General features: G+C 39.5%; 20 protein-coding genes. 14 read left to right on the top strand and 6 right to left on the bottom strand.

Annotation, left to right across the window (positions count from 1 at the left end; translation table 11 throughout):
* The first annotated feature begins 46 nt into the window (after window positions 1-46).
* From ACHFIY_RS03785 to ACHFIY_RS03775, 3 genes are all read left to right on the top strand, one after another.
* On the top strand, window positions 47-1,306 hold the full coding sequence (locus tag ACHFIY_RS03785; protein WP_410844730.1) for an alpha-amylase family glycosyl hydrolase: 1,260 nt from the start codon (window positions 47-49) through the stop codon (window positions 1,304-1,306).
* Window positions 1,307-1,413: 107 nt separating this feature from the next.
* Complete coding sequence (locus ACHFIY_RS03780) at window positions 1,414-1,836, top strand: nucleotidyltransferase substrate binding protein (RefSeq protein ID WP_410844729.1); 423 nt, start codon at window positions 1,414-1,416, stop codon at window positions 1,834-1,836.
* On the top strand, window positions 1,833-2,207 hold the full coding sequence (locus ACHFIY_RS03775) for a nucleotidyltransferase domain-containing protein (RefSeq protein ID WP_410844728.1): 375 nt from the start codon (window positions 1,833-1,835) through the stop codon (window positions 2,205-2,207). Before ACHFIY_RS03780 ends, ACHFIY_RS03775 begins: the two co-directional genes overlap by 4 nt.
* Window positions 2,208-2,470: 263 nt before the next feature.
* Here the strand turns inward: ACHFIY_RS03775 and lon are convergent, their stop codons facing one another.
* Window positions 2,471-4,873 carry an endopeptidase La gene (gene lon, locus ACHFIY_RS03770; protein WP_410844727.1) on the bottom strand — a complete coding sequence of 801 codons (2,403 nt, stop codon included), beginning with the start codon at window positions 4,871-4,873 and terminating at the stop codon, window positions 2,471-2,473.
* 960 nt (window positions 4,874-5,833) lie between these two features.
* Entirely contained in the window at window positions 5,834-6,991 is a 1,158-nt protein-coding gene (locus ACHFIY_RS03765; protein ID WP_410844726.1) for a methionine aminotransferase, read from the bottom strand.
* Window positions 6,992-7,048: 57 nt separating this feature from the next.
* On the opposite strand from ACHFIY_RS03765, the gene ACHFIY_RS03760 reads away from it, so the two are divergent.
* The 5 genes from ACHFIY_RS03760 to dnaK all read left to right on the top strand — a co-directional run bounded on the left by ACHFIY_RS03760 (window position 7,049) and on the right by dnaK (window position 12,358).
* Complete coding sequence (locus ACHFIY_RS03760; RefSeq protein ID WP_410844725.1) at window positions 7,049-8,008, top strand: hypothetical protein; 960 nt, start codon at window positions 7,049-7,051, stop codon at window positions 8,006-8,008.
* Window positions 8,009-8,493: 485 nt separating this feature from the next.
* Window positions 8,494-8,985, top strand: a complete 492-nt coding sequence (locus ACHFIY_RS03755; RefSeq protein WP_410844724.1) for a YajQ family cyclic di-GMP-binding protein — start codon at window positions 8,494-8,496, stop codon at window positions 8,983-8,985.
* A gap of 160 nt (window positions 8,986-9,145) precedes the next feature.
* The gene (locus ACHFIY_RS03750) at window positions 9,146-9,397 is read left to right on the top strand and encodes a type B 50S ribosomal protein L31 (RefSeq protein WP_410844723.1); all 252 of its coding nucleotides are present in this window, start codon (window positions 9,146-9,148) and stop codon (window positions 9,395-9,397) included.
* A gap of 175 nt (window positions 9,398-9,572) precedes the next feature.
* Window positions 9,573-10,301, top strand: a complete 729-nt coding sequence (bshB1, locus tag ACHFIY_RS03745) for a bacillithiol biosynthesis deacetylase BshB1 (RefSeq protein WP_410844722.1) — start codon at window positions 9,573-9,575, stop codon at window positions 10,299-10,301.
* A 161-nt stretch (window positions 10,302-10,462) separates the two neighbouring features.
* A complete protein-coding gene (gene dnaK / locus ACHFIY_RS03740; RefSeq protein WP_410844721.1) occupies window positions 10,463-12,358 on the top strand; it encodes a molecular chaperone DnaK in 1,896 nt (631 codons plus the stop codon).
* Window positions 12,359-12,539: 181 nt separating this feature from the next.
* Here the strand turns inward: dnaK and ACHFIY_RS03735 are convergent, their stop codons facing one another.
* A complete protein-coding gene (locus tag ACHFIY_RS03735) occupies window positions 12,540-14,192 on the bottom strand; it encodes a T9SS type A sorting domain-containing protein (RefSeq protein ID WP_410844720.1) in 1,653 nt (550 codons plus the stop codon).
* 372 nt (window positions 14,193-14,564) lie between these two features.
* Between ACHFIY_RS03735 and ACHFIY_RS03730 the strand changes: the two genes are divergently transcribed.
* The gene (locus ACHFIY_RS03730; RefSeq protein ID WP_410844719.1) at window positions 14,565-14,810 is read left to right on the top strand and encodes a DUF4926 domain-containing protein; all 246 of its coding nucleotides are present in this window, start codon (window positions 14,565-14,567) and stop codon (window positions 14,808-14,810) included.
* 1,278 nt (window positions 14,811-16,088) lie between these two features.
* Here ACHFIY_RS03730 and ACHFIY_RS03725 read toward each other — a convergent pair.
* On the bottom strand, window positions 16,089-17,096 hold the full coding sequence (locus tag ACHFIY_RS03725; protein ID WP_410844718.1) for a lipid A deacylase LpxR family protein: 1,008 nt from the start codon (window positions 17,094-17,096) through the stop codon (window positions 16,089-16,091).
* 114 nt (window positions 17,097-17,210) lie between these two features.
* Between ACHFIY_RS03725 and ACHFIY_RS03720 the strand changes: the two genes are divergently transcribed.
* Window positions 17,211-17,600 carry a DoxX family protein gene (locus ACHFIY_RS03720; RefSeq protein WP_410844717.1) on the top strand — a complete coding sequence of 130 codons (390 nt, stop codon included), beginning with the start codon at window positions 17,211-17,213 and terminating at the stop codon, window positions 17,598-17,600.
* Window positions 17,601-17,749: 149 nt separating this feature from the next.
* On the opposite strand, the gene ACHFIY_RS03715 is transcribed toward ACHFIY_RS03720, so the two are convergent.
* Entirely contained in the window at window positions 17,750-18,844 is a 1,095-nt protein-coding gene (locus tag ACHFIY_RS03715) for an acyltransferase family protein (protein ID WP_410844716.1), read from the bottom strand.
* Window positions 18,845-19,003: 159 nt separating this feature from the next.
* The gene (locus ACHFIY_RS03710; RefSeq protein ID WP_410844715.1) at window positions 19,004-19,354 is read right to left on the bottom strand and encodes a YraN family protein; all 351 of its coding nucleotides are present in this window, start codon (window positions 19,352-19,354) and stop codon (window positions 19,004-19,006) included.
* A 29-nt stretch (window positions 19,355-19,383) separates the two neighbouring features.
* Between ACHFIY_RS03710 and manA the strand changes: the two genes are divergently transcribed.
* The 4 genes from manA (at window position 19,384) to ACHFIY_RS03690 (ending at window position 25,175) form a co-directional block, all read left to right on the top strand.
* A complete protein-coding gene (manA, locus tag ACHFIY_RS03705; RefSeq protein WP_410844714.1) occupies window positions 19,384-20,592 on the top strand; it encodes a mannose-6-phosphate isomerase, class I in 1,209 nt (402 codons plus the stop codon).
* A gap of 125 nt (window positions 20,593-20,717) precedes the next feature.
* On the top strand, window positions 20,718-21,284 hold the full coding sequence (locus ACHFIY_RS03700) for a DUF6580 family putative transport protein (protein ID WP_410844713.1): 567 nt from the start codon (window positions 20,718-20,720) through the stop codon (window positions 21,282-21,284).
* An 88-nt stretch (window positions 21,285-21,372) separates the two neighbouring features.
* Window positions 21,373-21,852 (top strand): YkgJ family cysteine cluster protein, encoded by a 480-nt coding sequence (locus tag ACHFIY_RS03695; protein ID WP_410844712.1) that lies wholly within the window; start codon window positions 21,373-21,375, stop codon window positions 21,850-21,852.
* Between the two features lie 344 nt (window positions 21,853-22,196).
* The gene (locus tag ACHFIY_RS03690) at window positions 22,197-25,175 is read left to right on the top strand and encodes a 4-alpha-glucanotransferase (RefSeq protein ID WP_410844711.1); all 2,979 of its coding nucleotides are present in this window, start codon (window positions 22,197-22,199) and stop codon (window positions 25,173-25,175) included.
* Window positions 25,176-25,219 lie beyond the last annotated feature (44 nt).

The raw sequence follows: 25,219 nt of genomic DNA, 5'->3' as shown, positions 1-25,219 counted from the left end.
AGATAAAAATAAAGCTATTTCTTTGTGGATTATTAATTTATAAACTATGGAGCCACTATTCACTACCGTTGACTGGGCAAAAGGGAGCAATATATACGAAGTAAATATCCGCCAATATACCCACGAGGGTACTTTTGAAGCTTTTGGCAAGCATTTGCCTCGTTTGCGTGACATGGGAGTAGATATACTTTGGCTGATGCCAATTACGCCTATCAGCAAAAAAGAACGGCTTGGCACACTAGGCAGCTACTATGCCTGCAGCAGCTATGTGGGTATAAACCCCGAATTTGGTACTTTGAGCGATTTTAAGGTGCTGGTTGATTATGCACACGAGCTGGATTTTAAAATCATCATCGACTGGGTAGCCAACCATACAGGCTGGGACCACCATTGGACCAAAGACAACCCTGCATATTATAAGACGGATTCGCAAGGCAATTTTACCGAGCGCAATGGCTGGAAAGACGTGATAGACCTAGACTATGACAATGCCGAAATGCGGGAAGAAATGATAAACTCCATGCGTTTTTGGGTGAAGGAATTTAATATTGACGGCTTCCGGTGCGATATGGCACACCTTGTACCCCTCACTTTCTGGAGTGAGGCAAGGAAACAGTGCGATGCCATAAAACCATTGTTTTGGTTGGCTGAATGTGAAGATATAGCTTACCATGATGTATATGATGTTAGCTATGCATGGGCATGGATGCACGGCACAGAACATTTTATGAAAGGCAAGAAAGGATTGTCTGAAACCTACAATATTTTGCATGGCTACAGCCAGTACCCTGCCCAAGCATTAAAATTGTTCTTTACCAGCAACCATGACGAGAATAGCTGGAACGGCACCGAGTATGAAAAATTTGGCAACGCTGCTAAGTGTTTTGCTGTGTTTACCTGCACTTGGAGCAAGGGTGTGCCGCTTATTTATAGCGGGCAGGAAAGCCCTAGCAAAAAGCGGCTTGAGTTTTTTAATAAGGATGAAATAATTTGGAACAAGCCCACGCAACTGCACGATTTTTATAAAAGCCTGTTAGCCCTACATAAAAGGGATGCAATAGCCATTGGCGAAACCTTCATATTGCCTACCAACAACGATTGTGTTATGGCTTTTTTGCGTAGGCACAACCAAGAAGTGGTTTTGGTACTGATTAATTATGGCAGCGACAACAAAATACATATAAAAGTGGACCATGACTGGCTGGATGGTGAGTTTACCAATATTTTCTCAGGGTTGGGGTACAACTTTAAAAAAGGGGAGACATTCGAGTTGATGGCTTATGACTATATAGTGTATAGCAAATGATGGGGGAGAAAACAAATACTTTCTACCACTTTATTGGAACAAATGCAAAAAGCAAATGAATTGAGACAAGCCATAAAAATGAATTTATCAAAATTTAGGTATTCATTATGACTAAAATAGATACCACTTATTTAGAGCGGTCCATTAGCACTTTAGAAAAAGCTTTTGGGCTATTGCAAAAAGCCAACCCAGAAGAAATAGATTATGACATGTACCGTTCGGCTTGTGTAAAGGAATTTGAAATTATCCTGGAACAATGTGGGAAACTACTGCGTAAAACCTTAAAGCCTTATTATCATTCCGCAAAAGCCGTGGATCAACTATATTTTAAAGAGGTGTTTAAGCAATGTGTGTTGCGGAGCATTATTTCACTAGAATTGTGTGAGAACTTTTTAGAATACCGAGACAATCGAAACAGTACCGCACACGATTATGGCGTAAACTTTGCCGAAGAAACATTGGTGCTGTTACCAAATTTCATTACCGATGCAACCTTAATTGCTGAAGCAATCAAAAAAACAAGGGAATGATACTGAGAGCTAAAGATAAGCAGCGTTTGATAGCCATATTTAACAGTGTAGAAACACCCATAGAAGTATGGGCTTATGGCAGCCGTGTGAGTGGCAAAGCGCACGAAGGCAGCGACCTTGATTTGGTAATGCGAACCCCATCTTTACAAAAAATGCCCATCGAAGTTTTTGTAAACGTAAAAGAAAAAATAAAAGAAAGCAACATACCCATAGTAGTAGAATTGTTTGACTGGGCAAGGCTACCTGAAAGTTTTCATAAAAACATAGAAGCACAGCACGAAGTATTATATAGCAATTTAAGCATGGTATTGCTTGAAGCCAGTATTAAATATAAAAACCAGGCACCCAATGACGGACTGGAAAACATATAGGCTGTGCACATTGGTGAAACAAGAAAAAAGCAAATTGTTTCTAATGGAATTGAAAACGGAATACCCTTCTGTTACTCTTCATCAAATCGAATATGCTTTTTTTAGCCACAGGCACGAACGCTCGAAGTATTAAGTCACTGTTTATTTTATTACTTGCTTACTTGTATAAAGCTACTTTCCACTATCAGTTAAATAAAAAAGCCTCCTTTTTCAAGAAAGCTATTTTTTTGCATTAAATATCTGTGAATTTAAAACCTAATCTACTATACCAGTGCAATGTCAAGCACTTGCTGCATTTCTTTTACATAGTGGAATTGAACGCCAGTAATAAATGTGCTGTCAATTTCCTGTACGTCTTTTTCATTTTGCCAGCACATAATTATTTCTTTTAAGCCTGCCCTTTTTGCTGCCAGTACTTTTTCTTTAATGCCGCCTACGGGCAATACTTGCCCTCGCAGTGTTATTTCGCCAGTCATGGCCAAATATGGCTTCACTTTCCTGCCTGTAAATGCAGACGTAAGGGAAGTAAGCATGGTAATGCCTGCACTTGGGCCATCCTTAGGTGTTGCCCCTTCCGGCACATGCACATGAATGTTTTTCTTGGCAAAATCTTCTTGGTTGATGCCCCATTTGCTGGCATTTGCCTGTAAATAAGTAAGTGCCGTGGATGCACTTTCCTTCATCACATTACCTAGGTTGCCCGTCAGTTTCAGCTCGCCTTTGCCTTCGCTTAATACGGTTTCTATAAAAAGGATGTCGCCACCCACATAAGTCCATGCCAAGCCTACGGTTACGCCTAGCATATTTACTGTTTTATAAATATCATTGCTATATCGGGCAGAACCTAAAATTTTCTCCACATCGGCTAAGGCCATTGTGGCACTAAATTTATTTTCCATCACTACTTCCTTGGCATGGTACCGCATGATGCTGGCCAACTGCCTGTCTAGCTCCCTTACCCCGCTTTCCCTTGTATAGCTTTCAATAATTTTTTCAATTACTTTATCAGGCACTTTCAGCTTTACCTTATCTAGCCCATGCGCGTTTTTTTGCTTGGGTAGCAAGTGTTTTTTTGCTATCTCTATTTTTTCTTCCACGGCATAGCCGCTTAGGTCTATAATTTCCAGCCTATCCCTTAGGGCAGGTTGTATATTTTGAATATTATTGGCCGTGGCAATAAACAATACTTTGCTCAAGTCGTATTCCAGCTCTAGGTAATTGTCGTAAAAGCTATTGTTTTGTTCAGGATCCAGCACTTCAAGCAATGCAGAGGAAGGGTCTCCCCTATGGTCGCTGCCTATTTTGTCTATCTCGTCCAGTATCATTACTGGGTTCGATGTTTTTGTCTTGCGGATATTTTGTAAAATCCTGCCTGGCATTGCCCCAATATAGGTTTTGCGGTGGCCACGAATCTCGCTTTCATCATGCAGACCGCCAAGGCTTACCCGCACATATTTCCTGCCAACGGCATGTGCTATGCTTTTGCCAAGCGATGTTTTACCAATGCCCGGTGGGCCAATAAAACAAAGGATAGGGCTTTTCATGTCGCCTTTTAGTTTCAACACAGCCAAGTATTCCAGTATCCTGTTTTTTATTTTCTGCATGCCATAATGGTCTGTATCCAATACTTTCTTGGCATTTTTTAAGTCATAATTATCGTCTGTATGCTCGTCCCAAGGCAGGTCTAGCAACAAATCAAGATGGTTGTACACCACGGAATAATCGGGCGTGGTTGGGTGCATCCTTTCCAGTTTCTGCACGTTGTTGTTAAAAAGGGTTTTAGCTGCTTCTGGCCATTTTTTGGCCTCGGCTTTTTTCTTCATCTCGGCTATTTCCCTTTCGTTGCTGTCGCCGCCGAGTTCATCCTTAATGCTCTTTAGTTGCTGCTGCAAGAAATAGTCTCGTTGCTGTTTGTCTATTTCTACCCTAGCCCTGTTGGTTACCTTGTCTTTTAGCTCGGCAAACTGAAGCTCCCGTTGCAGCAAGTGTATCAGTTTTTCAGCCCTTTCAGTAATGTCGTTTGTTTCCAGCAAAGCCTGTTTTTCTACCAGCTCTACATTCTGGTTGCTGCTTACAAAGTTGATAAGGAAAGTAGGGTTCTCTATATTTTTAAGGATAATAGAAGCCTCGGTAGGCAGGTTGGGCGACAAATGTATAATCTGCGTAGCCAAATCCCTGATGCTGCCAAGAAATGCTTCAAAATTGTCATTAACAGGTTTTTCATCTTCTGCCAGCACGTTAATCCGGGCCTTGAAAAATGGGTCATCGCTTGTTATTTCCAGCAATTCAAACCTTTTTTTCCCTTGTATAATAATGGTAGTGCCACCATCAGGCATTTTTATCAGCTTGATTATTTTGGCCACTGTGCCAATGCTGCACAAGTCTGCCGCTTCTGGGTTTTCAACATTGGTATCCTTCTGGGCTATCACGCCAATTAGCTTATCGGATTTGTAGGCTTCCTGTACCGCTTTTATGCTTTTGTCCCTGCCCACTGTTATTGGCAGTACCACGCCAGGAAAAAGGACTGTATTGCGTAATGGAAGAATTGGTATTTCATCTGGGATCACCATGTTTTTATCCTGCTCACTCTCATTTTCGTTAATAGGTATTATGGGCATGAAATCGGACTCATCGTCTCCCTGAAAAACCAATTTATTTTTTGTCATTATAAGTCAATTCAAATTTTAGTCAAAATGTCGCATTAGCATTGGCAACTGCTCATGCAAAAGCCGGAATGAAATGTCAATATTAATGCCATTCCGTGTTTATATGCAAAGTTGGCAACTGCTCATGCAAAAGCCGGAATGAAATGTCAATATTAATGCCATTCCGTGTTTATATGCAAAGAAGGTACAAATTGGCACATAAAAAATTTTATTATGACGTTATGGGTTATAAATACTGAATGGTGAGTGGTCAGTAGTGAGTTATGAGGGGATGCGAAAAGGTGAGTTTGGGGATGGCAAAAACGAAAAGAAATCCTATCTAGTCCAGGTCTACAAGAGCACTGTTAACAAATGGCATATAATCCCTTCTAGCCTTTTTTTACTATCAGCAACTGGCTTATGGCCTCTGGTCTATGCCTAATCGTTACTTCACTAAAAAAATAAACGAATATGTTATGCAAATCAAGTAACGGCTACAAACAGGACAGGAGTCCTTCCCGAGTGAGTTGCGTATATTATCAGTTAGCAGCCACTTTTTTTTGACCACTCCGCCAGTTCAAAAACGGACAAAACAGGCGTTTCAGAATTTAGTAAGCGAAAAATCTTTTTAAGTCTCACCCATATTTTCTAGATAATTGGCAAAACCATATCTTTGCACAGAAACAAGGGTAACTAGCTGCCTTTTCGGACTAATAGCGATTTCATAGTTCTTTTTTTATCAATATCAATATAGTATATTTCTACCTAAACAAGCATTATCTATGTTTTGGAACAATAAGAAGAAAGCTAAGTAATTTGGATTAAAGATACGCTCAGTATTAAATAACATTTTTTCATAGCCTTTGCCTCCTTTAAGTGCAACTTTTTTCTTTATTTTAGCAACTCTTTTGCGACTTACTTGCGCAAGTTGCTCTGTGTACTTTGCGTTAAAAATTACTTATTTTGCTTTAACAAACTGATCTATTTATTTCCTATTTCCCACTCAAACCCCTTCAATCCTTCCACAGCTTCTTCCAAAGTTGCTTCTTTTTTTGCAAAGCAAAACCGCAATACTTTATTGTCAATCGCATCTTTGTAAAATGCCGATGTGGGTATGGTGGCCACGCCGCACTCTGTCACCAACCTAGTTGCTAGGTTGCTTTCTGTTTCATTGCTAATGCCGCCATAACTGTACAATTCAAAATAACTGCCATGCGATGGGACTACTTTCAAAGGTGTAGCCGCCATCAATTCCCTAAAATAATCACGCTTTCTTTGCAATTGGGGTGCAAGCTGCAAATAGGCTTGCTCATCTTGCAGGTGTTCTGCCAATGCTACCTGCATGGGGCTGTTCACGCTAAAGCAATTAAACTGGTGCACTTTCCTAAATTCTTTTGTAAATGCCTCGGGTGCTATGCAGTAGCCAACCTTCCAGCCAGTGCAGTTATATACTTTACCAAAAGAAAAGCAAACAAAAGCCCTTTCCAGCAGGTCGGGGTATTTCAAAATGCTTTCGTGTGGCAGGTTGTCATAAATCAGGTGTTCATATACTTCGTCGCTTACAATACAAATGTCAGTACCAGCCACTACCCTCCTCAGTTGTTGTATATCATCAGCACTCAATACTGCACCCGATGGGTTGTGTGGGGAGTTAATGATAATCATGCGTGTTTTGGGCGTGATGGCTTGCTTTACAGCCGCCCAGTCAATTGAATAAGTCGGGTGTAGCAATTGCAGCCTTACAGCTTTGCCCGCGTTTACTTCTATATTGGGTATGTAGCTGTCATACGCTGGTTCAAACACAATTACCTCATCTCCCTTATTTATCATGGCGGTGATGGCTGAATAAATAGCATAAGTGCCGCCAGGGGTAATGGTAATTTGTTGCTGCGGGTTTACTGTTGTGCCATATAGCTTTTGTACTTTTGCGGCAATAGCTTCCAGCAAAGGCGCATAACCAGCCATGGGCATATATTGATTGTAGTTATCTTGCATCGCTTTTGTTACCAAAGCGGTTAATTGTTCGTCCATGGGGTAATCTGGAAAGCCCTGGCCTAGGTTAATCGCTTTGTGTTTGGCAGCAAGCGCGCTCATCGTGGTGAAAATGGTAGTGCCTACGTTGGGTAACTTTGAAATCATAAAGACAAATGTATTTAACCCCCAGTAAAAAATATGAATCAAAAATTTACGCATCCCATGAAATATAGCTTATTGGTTTTGCTTACTTTTATGCTTTTTAGCTGCAAGCACAAAAAAACAGATCTTTCAGGCACAAGCACCGTGAAGGCAAAAGATTTTATAGCGGCATTTGCCCCCATTACATTGCCTTACACGCTTGCCGATACCAATATCAATTCATTGGCCGACACAATTGCTATTAGTCATGTAGTGCTTAGCCAGTTTGTGCCTGACAGTATTTTAACGCAGTTAGTAAATACCGATGCTAAATTCGACATACACCCCGCTGGGCGGATTGACAAGGAAAAAGAAATTTACTTGTTGCTTAATATTACCCAGAAGAAAAAAACACAGGTAGCAGTATTGGTATTTAACAAGGAAAACAAATTCCTTGCTGGCAAAAGCCTACTTGCAGACAATGCAAACGATGGTTATGTGCACTCTCTTTCCATTAATAGGGAACCAACATTTGTAGTAAGCAAGGAAAAAACAAATGCAGAGACAAAGCAATTGCAATTTTCACGGGTAGGCTGGGTTTACAATACTGCTGGCGTTTTTATGGTAGTAATAAATGACAATAACGAAGACCCCAAAAAAGACATTGTGATTAACCCCATAGACACGTTCCCCAGAAAAAACAAACTAAGCGGCGAATATGTAACGGATAGTAAAAACTATATTTCCATCCGTGATGGGAAAGATGCCAAGAACTATTTGTTTTTTATCCATTTTGAGAAAAAAGAAGGCACTTGCAAGGGCGAGCTAAAAGGCACGCTGCAAATGAAGGATGATACCACAGGTATCTATAACCAAAGCGGCGACCCTTGCATTATAGATTTCACGTTCAATGGCAATGAGATAACCTTGAAAGAACAAGGAAGCTGCGGCAACAGGCGCGACATGGATTGCTTTTTTGACGATACTTTTGTGAAAAAAAGCGAGCCAAAGAAGAAAAAAGTGGCAAAGGCTGTGATTTAATAACATAGGCATATAGATTTATCAAGTACAAAACACCTCAATTGTTGGGGCTGATACTTTTTTGAGATGCTGATGCTTTTACTAGAAACCCTGAAAGGGTTAAACAATAGTAGTCATGGGTGAAACCCGTGGTAGGCTTGAAGCGGCAATCAATCCCAAAAGGGGTTAAACTTACCATCACCTTCTATTGCATGGCAGTCTAAAAAATGAGGCCGTAAACAGTTCTGCCCTTTCAAGATTATCCCCAATTGCTATTCTTTACCACAGGTTGCACCCGTGGCTACTATTGTTCAACCCCTTCAGGGTTTGAAGCAATGATAGTTTCATAATATCACCGCATAAAAAAAAGACTAAGGCTATACCCGTCAGAAAATGGTTTCCGAAAATTATTTTTATACCACGATTTAAAATCAAGGGCTTCCATCATTATAATCATTCAAATCATTTAATCAGTGGTATATATTTGCCAAAAAAATTTACCGATTATGCCATCATTTGATATTGCCAGTAAAGTTGACTTGCAAACTCTAGACAACGCCATCAATACCGTAAAAAAAGAAATAGAAAACAGGTTCGATTTTAAAAACAGCCATGTAGTAATAGAGCTGAATAAAAAAGATTTTATCGTGAAGCTAGAGGCCGACAGCGACATGAAGCTGCAACAGATTATAGACGTGCTGATAAGCAGGGGCATGAAGCAAGGCATAGATGCCAATGCGTTCGACTTTGAAAAAGAGGCCTACCCTAGCGGCAAAGTGGTAAAAAAAGAAGTATCCGTCCGCAATGGGCTAAAACAGGACGATGCAAAAAAAATAGTGAAGCTGATAAAAGACAGCGGCATAAAAGTGCAGGCTGCCATCATGGATAATATAGTAAGGGTAACTGGCAAAAAAATAGACGACCTGCAAGAAGTAATGGCCAAATGCAGGGCAGCAGGGCTGGGCTTCCCCTTGCAGTTTGACAATATGAAAAGTTAATTAGGAATTATAAATTAGGAATTAAGAATTTTAGAACCAAATCATTTATCCTTGGTATAATTAGTTTTGGCTGCATAAAGATTACTTCCTACTTTTGCTGCCCATAAAATAAAAATAATAATACGGCAAAATCCGTATAACCTTCATTAAAAAGAAATATATGAAAAAAGGTATCCACCCTACTAGTTACCGCTTTATCGTTTTTAAAGACATGAGTAACGGGACTTCATTTTTAAGCAAATCTACCGCCAATACAAGAGAAACAATTGTATGGGAAGATGGTAAAGAATACCCTGTAGTGAAATTGGAAATTTCCAATACTTCACACCCTTTTTACACTGGTAAAAATGTATTGGTTGATACTGCAGGCCGTATCGACAAGTTCAAAAAACGTTATGCCAAGAAAGACTAATCACCTTTCTTTTATCAATAACATTAAAAAATGTCCCGTTTTTATTGAACGGGATTTTTTTTGTTTATTATTTTGCCACTAAGGCAGAAAGGCTCGAAGCAACACTAAGAAGAAAAGGAAATAACTTCGTGCCTCTTTGAGCCTTTGTGCCTTAGTGGCTACTAAAAAACAAACTATGAAATTAGATATACTAGCTTTTGGCGTTCACCCAGACGATGTGGAACTAGGTTGCAGCGGCACTATCATCACTGCCATTGCCGAAGGCAAAAAAGTAGGCATTATAGACCTTACCCAAGGCGAGCTAGGCACCCGTGGCAGTGTTGAAACCCGATACACAGAAGCCGCCAATGCTGCAAAAGTGATGGGGGCAACCATAAGGGAAAACCTGAAAATGGCAGACGGCTTTTTCCAGAACGATGAAGCCCACCAACGGTTGGTGATTGCTGCCATTAGGAAGTACCAGCCAGACATTATCTTATGCAATGCCCCAGAAGACCGCCACCCCGATCATGGGCGTAGTGCCAAGCTGGTATCGGATGCAGCTTTTTTATCGGGTTTGCGTAAAATAGAAACCCTTAGCGAAGGGCAACCCCAAGAAGCATGGAGGCCGAAATATATATTCCATTATATACAAGACAGGTTTATTCAACCTTCTTTCGTGATGGACATAACTGCTGCGCATGACAAAAAAATAGAAGCGATACTTTGCTATACTACACAGTTTAACAGTCCCGGTACTGACGAACCACAAACCTATATATCCTCCCCACAGTTTTTAGAAACGGTAAAGGCAAGGGCGTTAATGCTGGGCAAACGCATTGGTGTGCAATATGCCGAAGGCTTTATCTCGGAAAAAGTATTAGGGGTTGGGAGTTTTGATGCTTTTATACAGAACGTTACTTAGGCTTAAAATGGTATAATGCATATATACCTATGCAATAACGTCATTAAAATAAACCGCTAACGTACATAATATCAGTATTCTATGGCATGGCTGACAATTTTGCACCCTATTCCCGTTATGGCATAATGATTGACAAATTAAGTTTTGTAAAATAAAATATTATGGGCAAAATTATTGGTATAGACTTAGGAACAACAAACAGTTGCGTTTCTGTGATGGAAGGCAACGAACCAGTTGTAATAGCAAACGAAGAAGGGCGCCGCACGACCCCTTCCATTGTTGGTTTCTTGAAAAATGGCGAACGTAAAGTGGGTGATGCCGCAAAACGCCAAGCAATCACCAACCCTCAAAACACTATCGCTTCGGTAAAACGTTTCATGGGCCGTCGTTTTGATGAGGTAACAGAAGAAAAAAGCCATTGGGGTTATAAAGTAGTTCAGGGCGACAACAACACCGTTCGTGTAGATATTGATGGCCGTTTATATACACCACAAGAAATTTCTGCAATGGTTTTGCAGAAAATGAAAAAAACAGCTGAAGACTATTTGGGTACAGAAGTAACAGATGCAGTAATTACCGTTCCTGCTTACTTTAATGATGCACAACGCCAAGCTACCAAAGAAGCTGGTGAAATTGCTGGCCTGAATGTTCGCCGTATAGTAAACGAGCCTACAGCCGCAGCATTGGCTTATGGCTTGGATAAAAAGCACGCTGACCAAAAAATTGCTGTGTTTGACCTTGGTGGTGGCACATTCGATATTTCTGTATTGGAACTAGGCGATGGCGTATTTGAAGTAAAATCTACCAACGGTGATACACACTTAGGTGGTGATGACTTTGATAAAGTAATCATGGACTGGTTGGCTGCTGACTTTAAAGCGGAAGAAGCAATTGACTTGCGTAAAGACCCTATGGCTTTGCAACGCTTGAAAGAAGCTTCTGAAAAAGCAAAAGTAGAGTTGAGTTCTTCTTCAGAAACTGAAATCAATCTTCCTTATATTACTGCTGTGGACGGCGTTCCTAAGCACTTGGTAAAGAAATTGACCCGTGCTAAATTTGAAGCATTGGCAGATAATTTGTTTGCTCGTTGCTTGAAACCTTGCGAAGCTGCATTGAAAGATGCTGGCTACAATATTTCTCAAATTGACGAAGTAATATTGGTAGGGGGTAGCACTCGTATCCCTAAAGTACAAGAAATTGTAGAAAAATTCTTTGGCAAAAAACCAAACAAAGGCGTTAACCCAGATGAAGTAGTTGCCGTAGGTGCTGCTATACAAGGTGGCGTTTTGACAGGTGAGGTTAAAGATGTATTACTGCTAGACGTTACCCCCCTTAGCTTGGGTATCGAAACCATGGGCGGTGTTATGACCACCATGATTAGCAGCAACACCACCATCCCAACAAGGAAAACAGAAACTTACTCTACCGCTAGCGACAACCAGCCCGGCGTGCAAATACATGTATTGCAAGGCGAAAGGCCATTGGCTACGCAAAACAAGAGCTTGGGTATGTTTAACCTAGATGGTATACCGCCAGCACCAAGGGGTGTTCCTCAAATTGAAGTTACTTTTGATATTGATGCCAACGGTATGTTGCATGTAAGTGCAAAAGACAAAGGCACTGGCAAGGAACAAAAAATACGCATTGAAGCTGGCAGCGGCTTGAGCAAGGAAGAAGTTGAAAAAATGAAAGCCGAAGCAAAAGCCAACGAAGCCAGCGACAAAGCAGCAAGGGAGCAAATTGAAAAAATAAATGCTGCTGATAGCTTGATATTCCAAACTGAAAAACAGTTTAAAGAATATGGCGACAAGATACCTGCCGACAAGAAAGGCGCTATTGAAACTTCACTCAACAAGTTGAAGGAAGCACACAAAGCTCAGGACATTGCTGCTATTGATACTGCCATGGCAGAACTAAACACCGCATGGACAGCCGCCAGCGAAGACATTTACAAAGGTGGCGCACCAGGCGCAGGTGGCGAACAACCACAAGGCGCAGGCGCAGCACCACAAGATGCTGAAACTGTAACAGATGCAGAGTTTGAAGAAGTGAAATAATCACTGATTATAATTTTAAATAAAAAGCCCTTGCAGGAATGCAGGGGCTTTTTTTATTTCCAGTTAGGGTATTCTCCCGAGGTATGAATATATTGAGCGAGGAGAAAATGACGAGAAATTTGTACTCAATAATTTAAAAACAGCTCCAAAAGTAATTAGAACCATATGGCGTTGTGATTTTTTATTCCTTTACAAACCGTTCTTGCCAGCAATTGCTTTCTGATTTTACTTTTAATGTATAGCTGCCATTGGCAAGGATGCTGATGGGAACAATTGTTTTGTTAGCCCCAACTTGTATGGAAATGGAAATTTGCTTTACCGCTTGACCGGCTGCATTTACAATTTGTAATACGGCTTTTTCATTTTTAGTACTGTTTAGTTTCACAGTCAACAACTCTTTTACAGGGTTAGGGCTAATTTGCAATTGACAATTGACAATGGATAATTGAACGCTCACCACTTTGCTATACGTAAAACTGCCGTCTTTATCCAACATTTTCATACGATAGTAATTAATGGCTTTATTCGGGAATAAGTCTGTAAACTGATAAGTATTTGCGCCTGAACCGATGGCAGCAACGGTGCCCATGGCGGTAAATTCTTTGGCATCAGTACTATGCTCTACTATAAAATGGCTGGTATTGGTTTCGGTGGCCGTTTGCCAATTGGTATTTACTGTATTGTATTCTGTAGCTTTGGCAGTAAAGGAGGTCAGGGTTAGGGGGGTGATAGCTTGGTTAGTATATTTGGCAACATATTGGTTCCCATTGCTATTCTTGAAATCCCCACTTGCATACACATTGCCGTTGGCATCGGTGGTGAGACTATAAATCCAATTATTAAATGTAGAACTGTTGATGCCGCCTAATTCACTCCAACTGCTGCCGTCCCATTTCGAAACGTAATATTTACCGCTGCCATTCTTAAACCTGCCTGTTGTATATACATTCCCGCTTGCATCGGTAGAGAGACTATAAATGTAATCAGTAAATGTAGAATTGTTACTGCCACCCAACTCGCTCCAACTGCTGCCATTAAATTTTGCTACATAACATTTTCCATTATTGTTTGTAAAACCTCCTGCTGCATAAATATTGCCATTGGCATCGGTGGTGAGACATCTTATTTCATTATTAAAAGTGGAACTATTAGTACCCCCAAGCTCAACCCAACTACTACCGTTCCATTTCTCTACGCACTGCTTACTAATACTGTTCCTAAAATAGCCTGCTGCATACACATTGCCGCTGGCATCGGTGGTTAGACTGCCTATGTAATCATTAAATGTAGAATTGTTGATACCCCCAAGCTCACTCCAACTGCTTCCATTCCATTTTGCAACATACTTCTTACCAATGCCATTAGTAAAAAAGCCTGCTGCATATATATTGCCGCCGGCATCTGTGACCAGACTTCTTATTTGATTATTAAATGTAGAACTATTGGCACCTCCAAGCTCCATCCAACTATTACCGTCCCATTTAGCAACATATTCCTTTATGCTGCCGTTCGTAAAATAGCCTGCGGCGTACAAATTACTACTATTATCGGTGGCGAGTGTAACAATAAAACTATTAAATATAAAATTGCTAATGCCAAGCTCCTGCCAACTGTTGCCGTTCCACTTGGCAATATAATTGTTACCCTTGTTGTTTGTAAATAAGCCTCCTGCAAACAAATTGCCGCTTGCATCAGTAGTATTACCCCAAATAGAATTATTAAATGTATAACTATTCGTTCCACCCAACTCGCTCCATTGGGCTTGTAAGGGATTGTTTACTAAAAAAAACAAGATTAATAAACCGACTAAAAACTGGATAAAATTATTTTTCATTATTCCTTTTTTAATAATAAGCAAATTGATTGAACTGCGATGATACTGATTTTCTGGAATCAGAAAGAAAATAAGGAATGATTCCGGCTTATGTACAAGGTTAAATAAAAGCAGGTTATTTAGCTTGTGCAGCCCTCTGCCTTTCCCTAGCCGATTCTGGAAGTAAAGAATATGGAATACGATTTGTGATAGAACATATTAAACAACTTGCCATTAGCAATGATGCTGATTTATCAAAGTCAAATGAATTTGGCAACTTATATTCAGTAATAGGAATTTTGAAAAATACTCTAGTTATAACAATTTGGCTAGAAGAATTGCCAAATAATAAATTTCGTTTTGTAACTTTATACCCACTATAATAAAATTTATATGAACAAATTTGAATTATATAGCGAAGTACAGCTTGCAAAAGACTTGCCTGAATTAGGCTTTATCAAAGGGGATATTGCTACTATTGTAGAAATAATAGAAAACAAAAATGGGGAGTATGGCTATTGCTTGGAGTTTTTTGATGGCCAAGGAAATACCTTGGAAATAACTGTTGTAGCGGAAAGTGCAATACAAAAACCAATCTTGCACGGCGTTGTAAATTATCGAGAATATGTACATTCTTGAAGGCAGCTAAGTAACGTTTCCTAAATAACTTTCCCCATTCTGGGTAGGGGGTAGCTGCAATACCTGTCAGGTAGGCTGTTCAGAATCTAGGGAGTGTTTTCGTGCCGTTTTCAACTATACTACGCGTAAGTACATTTACTGTTTAGTAGTCCAGCTGCAACATTCTTTGTGTCCTTTAAGTGAAACGTTTTACTTAAAAGGGAGCATCTTTTGTATTTCTTTGCGAAAAACTTTGTGTCCTTTGTGGTTAAACCTCCGCTTAAAACTGTACGAAGATATTTATGCCTATTCTGAACACACTACCTGCCAAGTCTAAATGGGGAAAGTTATTTTGACAACGTTCCTAAGTATTGAGAAACTATTATTCAGTATCTTGAAATCAGGACACAACACCTTTCACAGACTATTTATCATGGGGGAATTTTGGGATGTTCATGGGGGAATTTTGCCCCCATATAGGATTTTATTTTTGGACTATACCAGTAGCTTTACTAATTTCACATCAAACCAAAGGCGGTTGAACCCAGATTTCGCAGTTGACTTCGTTATGAAAGGCTAAAATGCAATAAAGACAAACACTTGGGCCGATTTTTTGGCTGCAAACATAGTACACTATGATAAAGCCAAAAATTCAAGCAAGTGCTTGTGTTTGAAGTAGTTGGAGCTTGCAATAGCTTTCAACTGTAAAATCTGGGTTGAAGGTAAAGGTATACATATAGCACAGGGTAAACGCATCAAAATTCATTTTACTCGGATCTTCGAGTTTGACACCAGTCCTGGCATAAGCCACCTTATTTTATCCGGTCAGCCGCAGGCTGATTGAAAAAAATGCGTAGCATATTTTTTTCAAAGGATAAAATAGAGTTGCGATAGCTACCCTACTCCTTTAGGAGAGGGGCTGGGGGAGAGGCAGACGAAGCCCGCCGGCTATGAGGCAAAAGGACTGAAAAGAGGCATTTTTGAATAAAATAGGCAATTAGGTGCAGATTAAATTTTGATGCGTTTGCCCTTACATATAGCGGCATTTTCGCATTACACCCCTTTATGGATGAAGGTTTATTTTCCATATAACATGCATAAACATTGATACTTAATAAATCCACTTTGATACACAATAAATCAACATTGATACACGATAAATCAACATTGATACACGATAAATCACCATTAAATCACCATTAAATCCCTATTAAACATTTATAGTAAAATACTAAAATGCTGTATTTCAATGAGTTACAACTAAAAAGAAAGCTAAAAATACAAATCAAAAGAAAAATGCTAATAAAGAGGGAATCCAATTCTTATCCCTCCCCAGCGATGGTCAAACCCAGTGCTAAATTCTTTTGTCAGATACGATTGCGTGTATTCAAGGTATAATTTCCTGAAACAAACCACAAAGCCATAATCATATTGTGAAGTGAAGCGACTGATATTAGAAGATGGGATAGTGTACGGGCTCGTTTTATTGAACAAGCCTCCTTGCAATGTGGCATCATAACCAACTATGCCTCCAACCAATTGCGCATAGAAATAATATTGCACTTTTTTTCTTATTGGTCTTGTATTGGCAACCGATGCAAATCGGTTATTAAAGTTACCCACCATGAAATTAAAACCGCTTGTTACCTTATCATTATGCGTTCCTACTTTAAGTGCAGATGTAGCATCAAGTGAGAAGAAGTTTTTATAGGCCCATACATTCTTTTCATAATTCAGTTGATAATCTAGGATAATATCATTTCTTATTTGGTATTGCCAACCTTGTGGTATGTGGTTGCCAGTCCATTTATGAATGGTAGTCTGAAATTCCCTGCCACCAGCCCCTTCCCCCATCAATCCAATAATAAAAGTACTCGAAATGATTTGCGTCCTTAATGTATCTACCGCAATGGCAAATGTGCTAACAGACATATCTCCACAAAATGGCCTGTCACCATGCAGGATGGTATCACTAAGAATTGTGGTTGGCGTATAACCAAAATTATCAAATCGAAAACCATAAACAATGTCTGCATGCCTTGGTTTGACTAAGAGGGAAGATGTGAAGAATTTCTGAATAGCGGGATGGGCGTATTCCAGTGTTATGCCCTGCGTATAATATTGGTCTGTCGCAGTAAAATAATCATTGTCGTAATGAAAGCGGAAATACTTATTGCCAAGGCTTTGCTTGAAAGAGGAGGTATTGTCAATTACTTGAGCATTGCTTTGAGTAAAAATAAGTAACAGGCTGATGGAATAAACAATATTGTAACAATACTTCATAATCGCTTTAACTATATACGCCATATAAGTATCTCTGGATTTTATTGCAAGGAACGTTGCTATAATAAAATTGCTTATTTTATCCTTTCTTTTTTATGGAACAGCATTTGTATTGCATAGCATAGAAAAACAAACACCATGAATGAAGAAAAAGTTAAAACAACAGCAAAAATTTTATTAGGTGCAGGCTTAATATTTGCAGGTATTGGCCACCTCACTTATGCAAGAAAAGAATTTCAGGCACAAGTACCAGACTGGGTTCCCTTGGAAAAGGATGACACAGTATTATATTCAGGAATCGCCGAAATAGCCTTGGGTAGTGCTTTGGTGCTGGCTAAAGAAAATAAAGCATTTGTAGGAAAAATAGCTGCCACTTTTTTCACTTGTGTTTTTCCGGGAAATATTGCTCAGTTTATTGATAAAAGAAACGCATTTGGTTTAAACACCAACAAGAAAAGATTTTTAAGGTTATTTTTCCAACCAGCACTTGTTTATTGGGCTTTAAAAAGCACAAAAACCAAACATTAGAGAGGTTATTTTTATTTATACACTTACCCCAATAAAAATAAATATGGCAGCCCCCCACTTAGATAGTTAGCTGAAGTTTTTTTTGAAAAAAAGCAACATTTAGCAACTAAAAGTGGTAATTAAATCAGAATTTTTTTTATAGCAGGGAGCTAAGCTGCAGCGTTAATACTAACAACTTTTAAAAAATATCTTTTTTGCTTTTTGGCATTTTCCAATGCATTTCTGCCTCCCGTAAGCACACTATAGAATTTAGCGAAATTATTCCTAATCAATATATCAGTACCAATTAACAAAGGTAAAAGCAATGCAGGAAGCCCAATGTATAAAATTAAATGTGGTATATTTCTTTTCATGGCAATATCACTCATGAAATTTAACAGGGGTGCATGAAATGCATATATGAAAAAAGATGAATTAACAATCGTTTTGTACCATTTTTTCCCGTCAACCCAATTAATGATATCATCAAAACAAAACCAAACCGCATATGCCCCAACAATTTCATTTACCTTAAAAAGCATTATTAGTACATACTTAACATTAAAAAAAATGTGCGGGTTTAGAAATGCTAGCCCTGTACGGAGAAAAGAGATAGCTACAAACAATGATAGTGCTGTTTTTGGATTTAGAAACGAAATAGGTTTGGAAATATCTTTATTGCTCATGCCAATATAATAACCAAATATGTAAAAAATAAATGCCCTGTCCCTGGTTTCCCCATCTAAATAATTAGTGAACATCCATATTGCAAACATGATTAAAAAAGTTTGCAGTGGCATTTTTTGAAGTAACCACCTAATTACAGGTGATAATGCCGTCATCATAAAAATGCTTTTTAAATACCATAATTGAAAAGGGAGTGGCGATAAAAAAATATAAAAAAAGTAATCTTTGACAGTAAACTGGGCAATATTTTTTCCAAGAATACCATGTGAACTATGGATACCTATGAAAATAATTTCGATTAAGATAATTATTAAAAAACTAATAAAACTAACTAGCAGATAAGGGACAACCAAAGTTTTTATCTTTTTTGTCATTAATGCTCGATATGGCACATAGGAATGGTTGCCAAGCAAATAACCAGATATAATCATCAGCAAACCAATCCGGAACCTAAATACTGAATTGGAAAAAAGGTATTCAATAAAATTGCTAATGGAAAAAGAAGATGTAACAAGTGTTGATGGGGTTGTAACAAAAGGAGCAAAATTGTAGTTGTGCACGAACAGCAATACTGTCATACAAAACAAATAAAAAAATTTAATTTTTGCTTTTAAAAAGGGTTGCATGAGCAATTAGTTAAAAAAGTAGATAAGGAGTTTGAAATTAATCAAAGAAAATAAAATATATTTATCGCATTTGTAGTAGTTTGTTGAATAAACGTAAATATTGTTCTATTTTCAAAAAAATACATCTTCAATCAAAAAAACCTCATTACCTTCTTTGGTTATCATGATGGCAATAACATCAAACTGGATTAGCAGCCATTCTGGGTTGTTTCGCAAATAAGCAACCGCTGCTTTTTTCAAATGCTCCATCTTTACTTTGCCTACGCTTTGCTCTGGCAACCCAAACAAGGTATTAGTCCTTGTTTTTACTTCTATAAAATGTAGTTTTCTATTTTGGGTTGCTATAATATCAATTTCCAAATGTTTGTGTCGCCAGTTCCTTTCAATAATGTTAAAACCAGTTTTTTCAAGAAAGTTTACGGCAATTGTTTCGCCTTTGTCGCCAATTTCTTTTTTCTTCATGTATATTCGGCATTTTAAACAAATGTAGTATGCAACTAACAGGAAAAACATTTCAATTGACCGGGAAGGTGCAAAATTATGCGTGGGGTGGTTATACTTATATCCCCCAGTTATTAGGGTTTGACAATACTGTCCACAAACCTTGTGCAGAATACTGGATGGGTGCCCACCCATCTGCTGCCTCCATTATTTCTGATGGCACAAGTAGCATCCCTTTAAACGAATACATCAATAGCAATCCAGCCGGTGCTATCACAGAAACAGTTTTTAAGCGTTTTGGCGAATTGCCATACCTGTTTAAAATACTGGATGTGAACGATATGCTTTCTATACAGGTACACCCTACAAAAGTGGAAGCAGAAAAAGGCTTTGCCAAGGAAGAACTGGCTGGCATACCTATTAATGCAGCTTTCAGGAACTATAAAGACAAAAACCACAAGCCAGAGGTAATGGTTGCCTTGAGCGAGTTTTGGCTGCTGCATGGTTTTAAAACAGAAGATGCCCTGCACAAAACCTTGCTGGAAATACAAGAGTTTAACGTGCTGGTGGCCTTGTTTAGGAAAGAGGGCTACAAAGGGCTATACCAGTTTGTAATGGAGATGGACCAGGTTGATATTGACAATCTTGTAACCCCATTGGTAAAAAGGGAACTAAGGAGAAAAGCCAACAACGAACTAACCAAAGCCGATGCAGGCTGGTGGGTAAGCAAACTTTTTGAAAATGGAAGCGAAGTAAAAAACATAGACAGGGGCATTTTTTCTATTTATTTTTTTAATATCGTGAAAGCCGAGCCTGGCGAGGCAGTATTCCAAGGGGCCGGCATACCTCATGCTTATTTGGAAGGGCAGAATGTGGAGTTGATGGCCAATAGCGACAATGTGCTGAGAGGTGGTTTGACACCCAAGCATATTGATGTGCCAGAATTGATGAAACATACCCTTTTTGAGCCTGTTACCCCAAATGTGATGAAGGGGCAAGACGTGGGCAACAATGAAGTATTGTACCCATGCCCAGTGCCAGATTTTGGGATAAAGAAAATAAGCTTGAACAACAATAGCCATTCATCCACAGCTACTTCGCTGGAAATTATTATAGCCATTGAAGGCGGTGCGGTTATTAACAGCAGTAAAAACATGGTGATAAAGCAAGGGGGGGCAGTTGCCATCCTTCCAGGCGAAAGCTACACCATAGAATCATCCGGTAAATGTACCTTATTCAAGGCATTTGTGCCAGCGTAAGCAATTGTTTTAAATTTTATGTTTTGGGTTTTAAATTGGATATATTCCCCGGTTTATGAGCCTCTAAAAAATTAAGTTTACGCTTAGGTGCTTTTCAACCTATTTTTGTTTTTTAAATAGTACCAATGAAGTTGAATTATAGGTTATTTACGTTCACTGTTATTTTAATAGCAATTACCACGTTGTCAAAATTATTTTTTTCGCCTAAGTTAGCGTGGTCTGGCTTTTCGCCCGTTATTGCTATTGCCTTGTTTTCGGGCATGATGGTAAAAGATAAATCCACTTCGTTCCTACTTCCTTTGTTGGCCTTGTTTATCAGCGATTTAATTATTGAAGTGCTTTTCAGGGTACATTTATTTCCTTTCGCTGGTTTATATACCTATCAGTTGCTTAATTATTCCTTGCTGTTAATCACCACTTTACTTGGCTGGGCATTAAAAGGAAAAACTTATACGAATGTTTTCATTGGTGCAATTGCAGCACCTACCCTATTTTTCTTATTGTCAAATTTCAGTGTGTGGGTATCTGCTCAATTAACGTACAGCAGGGATATAAATGGGCTGGTTGCTTGTATTGTAAATGGCTTGCCTTTTTATAAGCATTCAGTAGCCGCTACGCTTATTTACCTGCCTTCTTTCTTGCTATTGTATAATGGATTGATAAAGAAACAAAGTGGGTTGATAATAGCTTGATAACAAAACTTCTTTATACAAATAGCTATTATTTACGCCAAGTTGCATCCTCACTCTAAAACAAATAAACACAATAGAAACAAACTTATTGGCTCTTGAGCTATCAGCAAACAACAAAGAAGCAGAAAACCTACGTTTTAAGCAGTATCTTCTAACATTACCCGGCATAGATGTTGATGCGATAGTACACAGCCTGAACGACACAATATCACGGCATATAGACTGCACCGCCTGCGGCAATTGCTGCAAAAGCCTGATGATAAACGTTACAGAACCCGAAGCGGACGTACTAGCTGCACACCTGCAACAAACAAGGGAAGGTTTTGATAGCCAATACTTGGAGAAAGGCAGTAGCATGATGGTAATAAATGCCATACCCTGTGCTTTTTTAAATGAGAATAAATGCACTGTTTACGAACACCGCTTTTCCGGCTGCAAGGAATTTCCTGCCATGCACCTGCCACATTTTAACAAGCGTTTGTTTACCACTTTTATGCACTACAACCGTTGCCCGATTATTTACAATGTGGTGGAAGCATTGAAATTGGAAACCAATTTTGAAAAATAACAAGGTACTAAATACTAAATTACTACTTAAAATGGGCAAGACTAACAATTTGGCCAATAAACCTTAATACATTATACAAAATAACAATGTAAAAAAATTTAATGCCACCTTTTAATTTTTCGTCTAGCTCTTCCCGTTTGTCATTTTTTTTTGTTTAAAATAAAGCTTAGGTTGGTTTTAGATGCTTAAACAGTTATTATTGCACGACTGGTTGCCATGTGGAAGCAAAAATGGAGGTGGCTAATAAACGCCTGCAAAAAAATATTTTTTAATCAGGCAAATTAATGTGTCCAAATTACACATTAGATTTATTAGATTTGCTCCTTAATTGTAAAACATTGGCAATGAAAAAAACGATTCCTGCTATAGCTGCAGATAAACTACAACCTGCGGTAGCCAAAGAGGCCGACAGCAATAAAGAAATTGCTGCTGCAGCAACCACTCAAAAGCCCACTAAAGCAAAAGCCTCTACCAAAAAAAGCAGCGATAGCCCCACTGCCACGAAAACAGGGAATAAGGTAGGCACGTTCTCAATACCCACGAAAAAGCCAGTTGCCAAAAGAAGCGAAAAAGCAACCCTTTCAAAAAAAGCAGCAGCAGTTGTAGCAACAAATATCAAGCAGGTTAGCTTCCAATTACGGTTTTTTACTGTGTTTGGGCAAACATTGTATATTCTGGGCAACCACCCTTTGTTAGGCAATAACCAACCTGAAAAAGCGGTTGTACTTTCTTATATTGACCATGAATGTTGGGGCGTTTCATTAGATGTGGATGCAACCCTAGATAAAAACATTGCATACAAGTACCTTTTGAAAAATGCCGATGGCAGCATTAGCTACGACTGGGGCAGCGACAAATTATTCAATCCATCTACTTTTTCGCAGCAACATACCCTGCTGCTGGATTCCTGGAACTATGCGGGCTATTTTGAAAATGCTTTTTATTCAGAGCCGTTCAAAAATGTATTGCTAAAAAACAATCACACACCTATAACGGTAAAAAGCCCATCAAAAACTACTCACATTTTTAAGGCAAAAGCTCCCTTGCTTACCGCAGGGCAAACATTGTGCATTAGTGGCAGCAGCAAGGCTTTGGGCAATTGGTCGCTGGAAACGCTGGTATTAATGTCAAGGGAAGAAGGCTCGCCTTATTTTGAAGCAAGGGGCGATTTGAGCAAAGACACTTTCCCAGTTGAATATAAATATGGCATATACGATGTAAATACAAAACAGTTTATTCGTTTTGAAGATGGCAGCAACCGGGTGCAACGGGTGGCTAGCGAAACAAACCTTCAAACAATTGTGAATGATGGTTTTGCGGTATTCCCTGCCAATACATGGAAGGGAGCAGGGCTAGCAATTCCTGTGTTTAGCCTAAGAAGCCAGAAAAGTTTTGGCATTGGCGAGTTTACAGATATACCTGCATTGGTAGATTGGTGTACGAGGACAGGCCTGAAACTGATACAAATTTTGCCAATTAACGATACCACGGCCACGCATACTTGGGTTGACAGCTACCCGTATGCTGCTATTTCGGCTTTTGCATTGCACCCCATGTACCTGAATGTTACGGAGCTTGCAGGCACAGCCGCAGGGAAAAAGGTAGTGGTAAGCTATGAACAAGAAAGGTTACGGCTAAACGAACTGCCCGAGGTGGACTACGAAGCCGTAAACGCAGCAAAATGGGCTATTATCAGGCAATTGTACACCCAGCAAAAAGAAAAAACATTCAAATCAACAGAGTATAAAGCCTATTTTGAACTAAACAAGCACTGGCTGGTACCTTACGCTTGCTTCTGTTATTTGAGGGATACAAACGGCACTGCCGATTTTAGCCGCTGGCCATCGAACCAAGAATATAAGGAACAAGAATTTGCAGCTTTGCTTGATGAGACAAGCGAAGCATTTAACGAAATAGCCCTGCATTATTTTACCCAATACAGCCTGCACGTGCAGCTAAAAGCAGCTACGGACTATGCACATAAAAACGGCATTATTTTAAAAGGTGACATTGCCATTGGCATTTACCGAAATGGTGCAGACGCTTGGCAGCAACCCAACCTGTACAACATGAACCTGCAAGCTGGCGCACCTCCAGATGATTTTGCAGTGAAAGGGCAAAACTGGGGCTTCCCTACTTACAACTGGCAACAAATGCGTGAGGATGGGTTTGCATGGTGGAAGCAACGTTTTGAGCAAATGAGCTACTATTTCGATGCTTTCAGGATAGACCATATCCTTGGTTTTTTCAGGATATGGAGCATACCCATGCACGCAGTAGAAGGCATATTGGGGTATTTTGTGCCAGCTATACCCGTGCACATCAATGAGTTTAGCGAGGGGGGCATTGGGTTTGATTATGACCGCTACACAAAACCATTTATTAACGACAAAGTTTTGTGGGACGTATTTGGCTATGACAATGAATTTGTAAAACAACGATTCCTGCACAACCATGGAAATGGCAATTATAGCTTGAAAGACAACTACAGCACACAAAGAGGAGTTGAACAACAACTATCTGACTGGAATGCCGACAGCTTTACAGACAAAATAAAACATGGACTGTTTGACCTTATCAGCAATGTTATTTTGTTTGAGGTAGAAGGTAGCCATGGGCAGCAATTCCATTTTAGGTTCAATATCAGCAGCACCAGCTCGTTCAGAAACTTGGATGAAGGGACTAGAAACAAACTAGACGGCTTGTATGTAAATTACTTTTTCCGCAGGCAAGACAACTACTGGATGCACGAGGCCATGCAAAAACTACCTGCCTTGAAAAGCGTAACCAATATGCTGGTTTGTGGTGAAGACTTAGGCCTAGTGCCAGGCTGCGTGCCAGAAGTAATGAAGCAATTGGGGCTGCTAAGCCTAGAGATACAAAGGATGCCCAAAGACCCTAGGAAGGTATTTTTCCATCCCAACGATGCGCCTTACCTAAGCGTTGTAACCCCTTCTACCCACGACATGAGCACCATTAGGGGCTGGTGGGAAGAAGACAAAGGTAGGATACAGCAGTTTTTTAATTACGAGCTAGGCCAATGGGGCACTGCCCCTTACTATTGCAGCGGGTGGGTAAATAAAGCCATTGTATTGCAGCATCTATATTCCCCAGCCATGTGGAGCGTGTTCCAGCTGCAGGATATTTTAGGCATAGACGAAAGCATCAGGAGGCAAAACCCTAACGATGAACGTATTAATGTGCCTGCAAACCCCAAAAACTACTGGCGGTATAGGATGCATATTTCTTTGGAAGACTTGTTGCAAGCGGATGGTTTCAACAACCAGTTTAGCAGCATGTTGCAAGAAAGCGGTCGTAAGTAATTTTAGCCACGAAAACACAAAATTGCACGAAGAATTAATAAAAG

The organism is Parasediminibacterium schistidii, from assembly GCF_046546515.1.
Classification (GTDB): Bacteria; Bacteroidota; Bacteroidia; order Chitinophagales; family Chitinophagaceae; genus Parasediminibacterium.
Note: the sequence above shows the minus strand (reverse complement) of the source record. Positions and strands in the feature narration are given on the sequence as shown.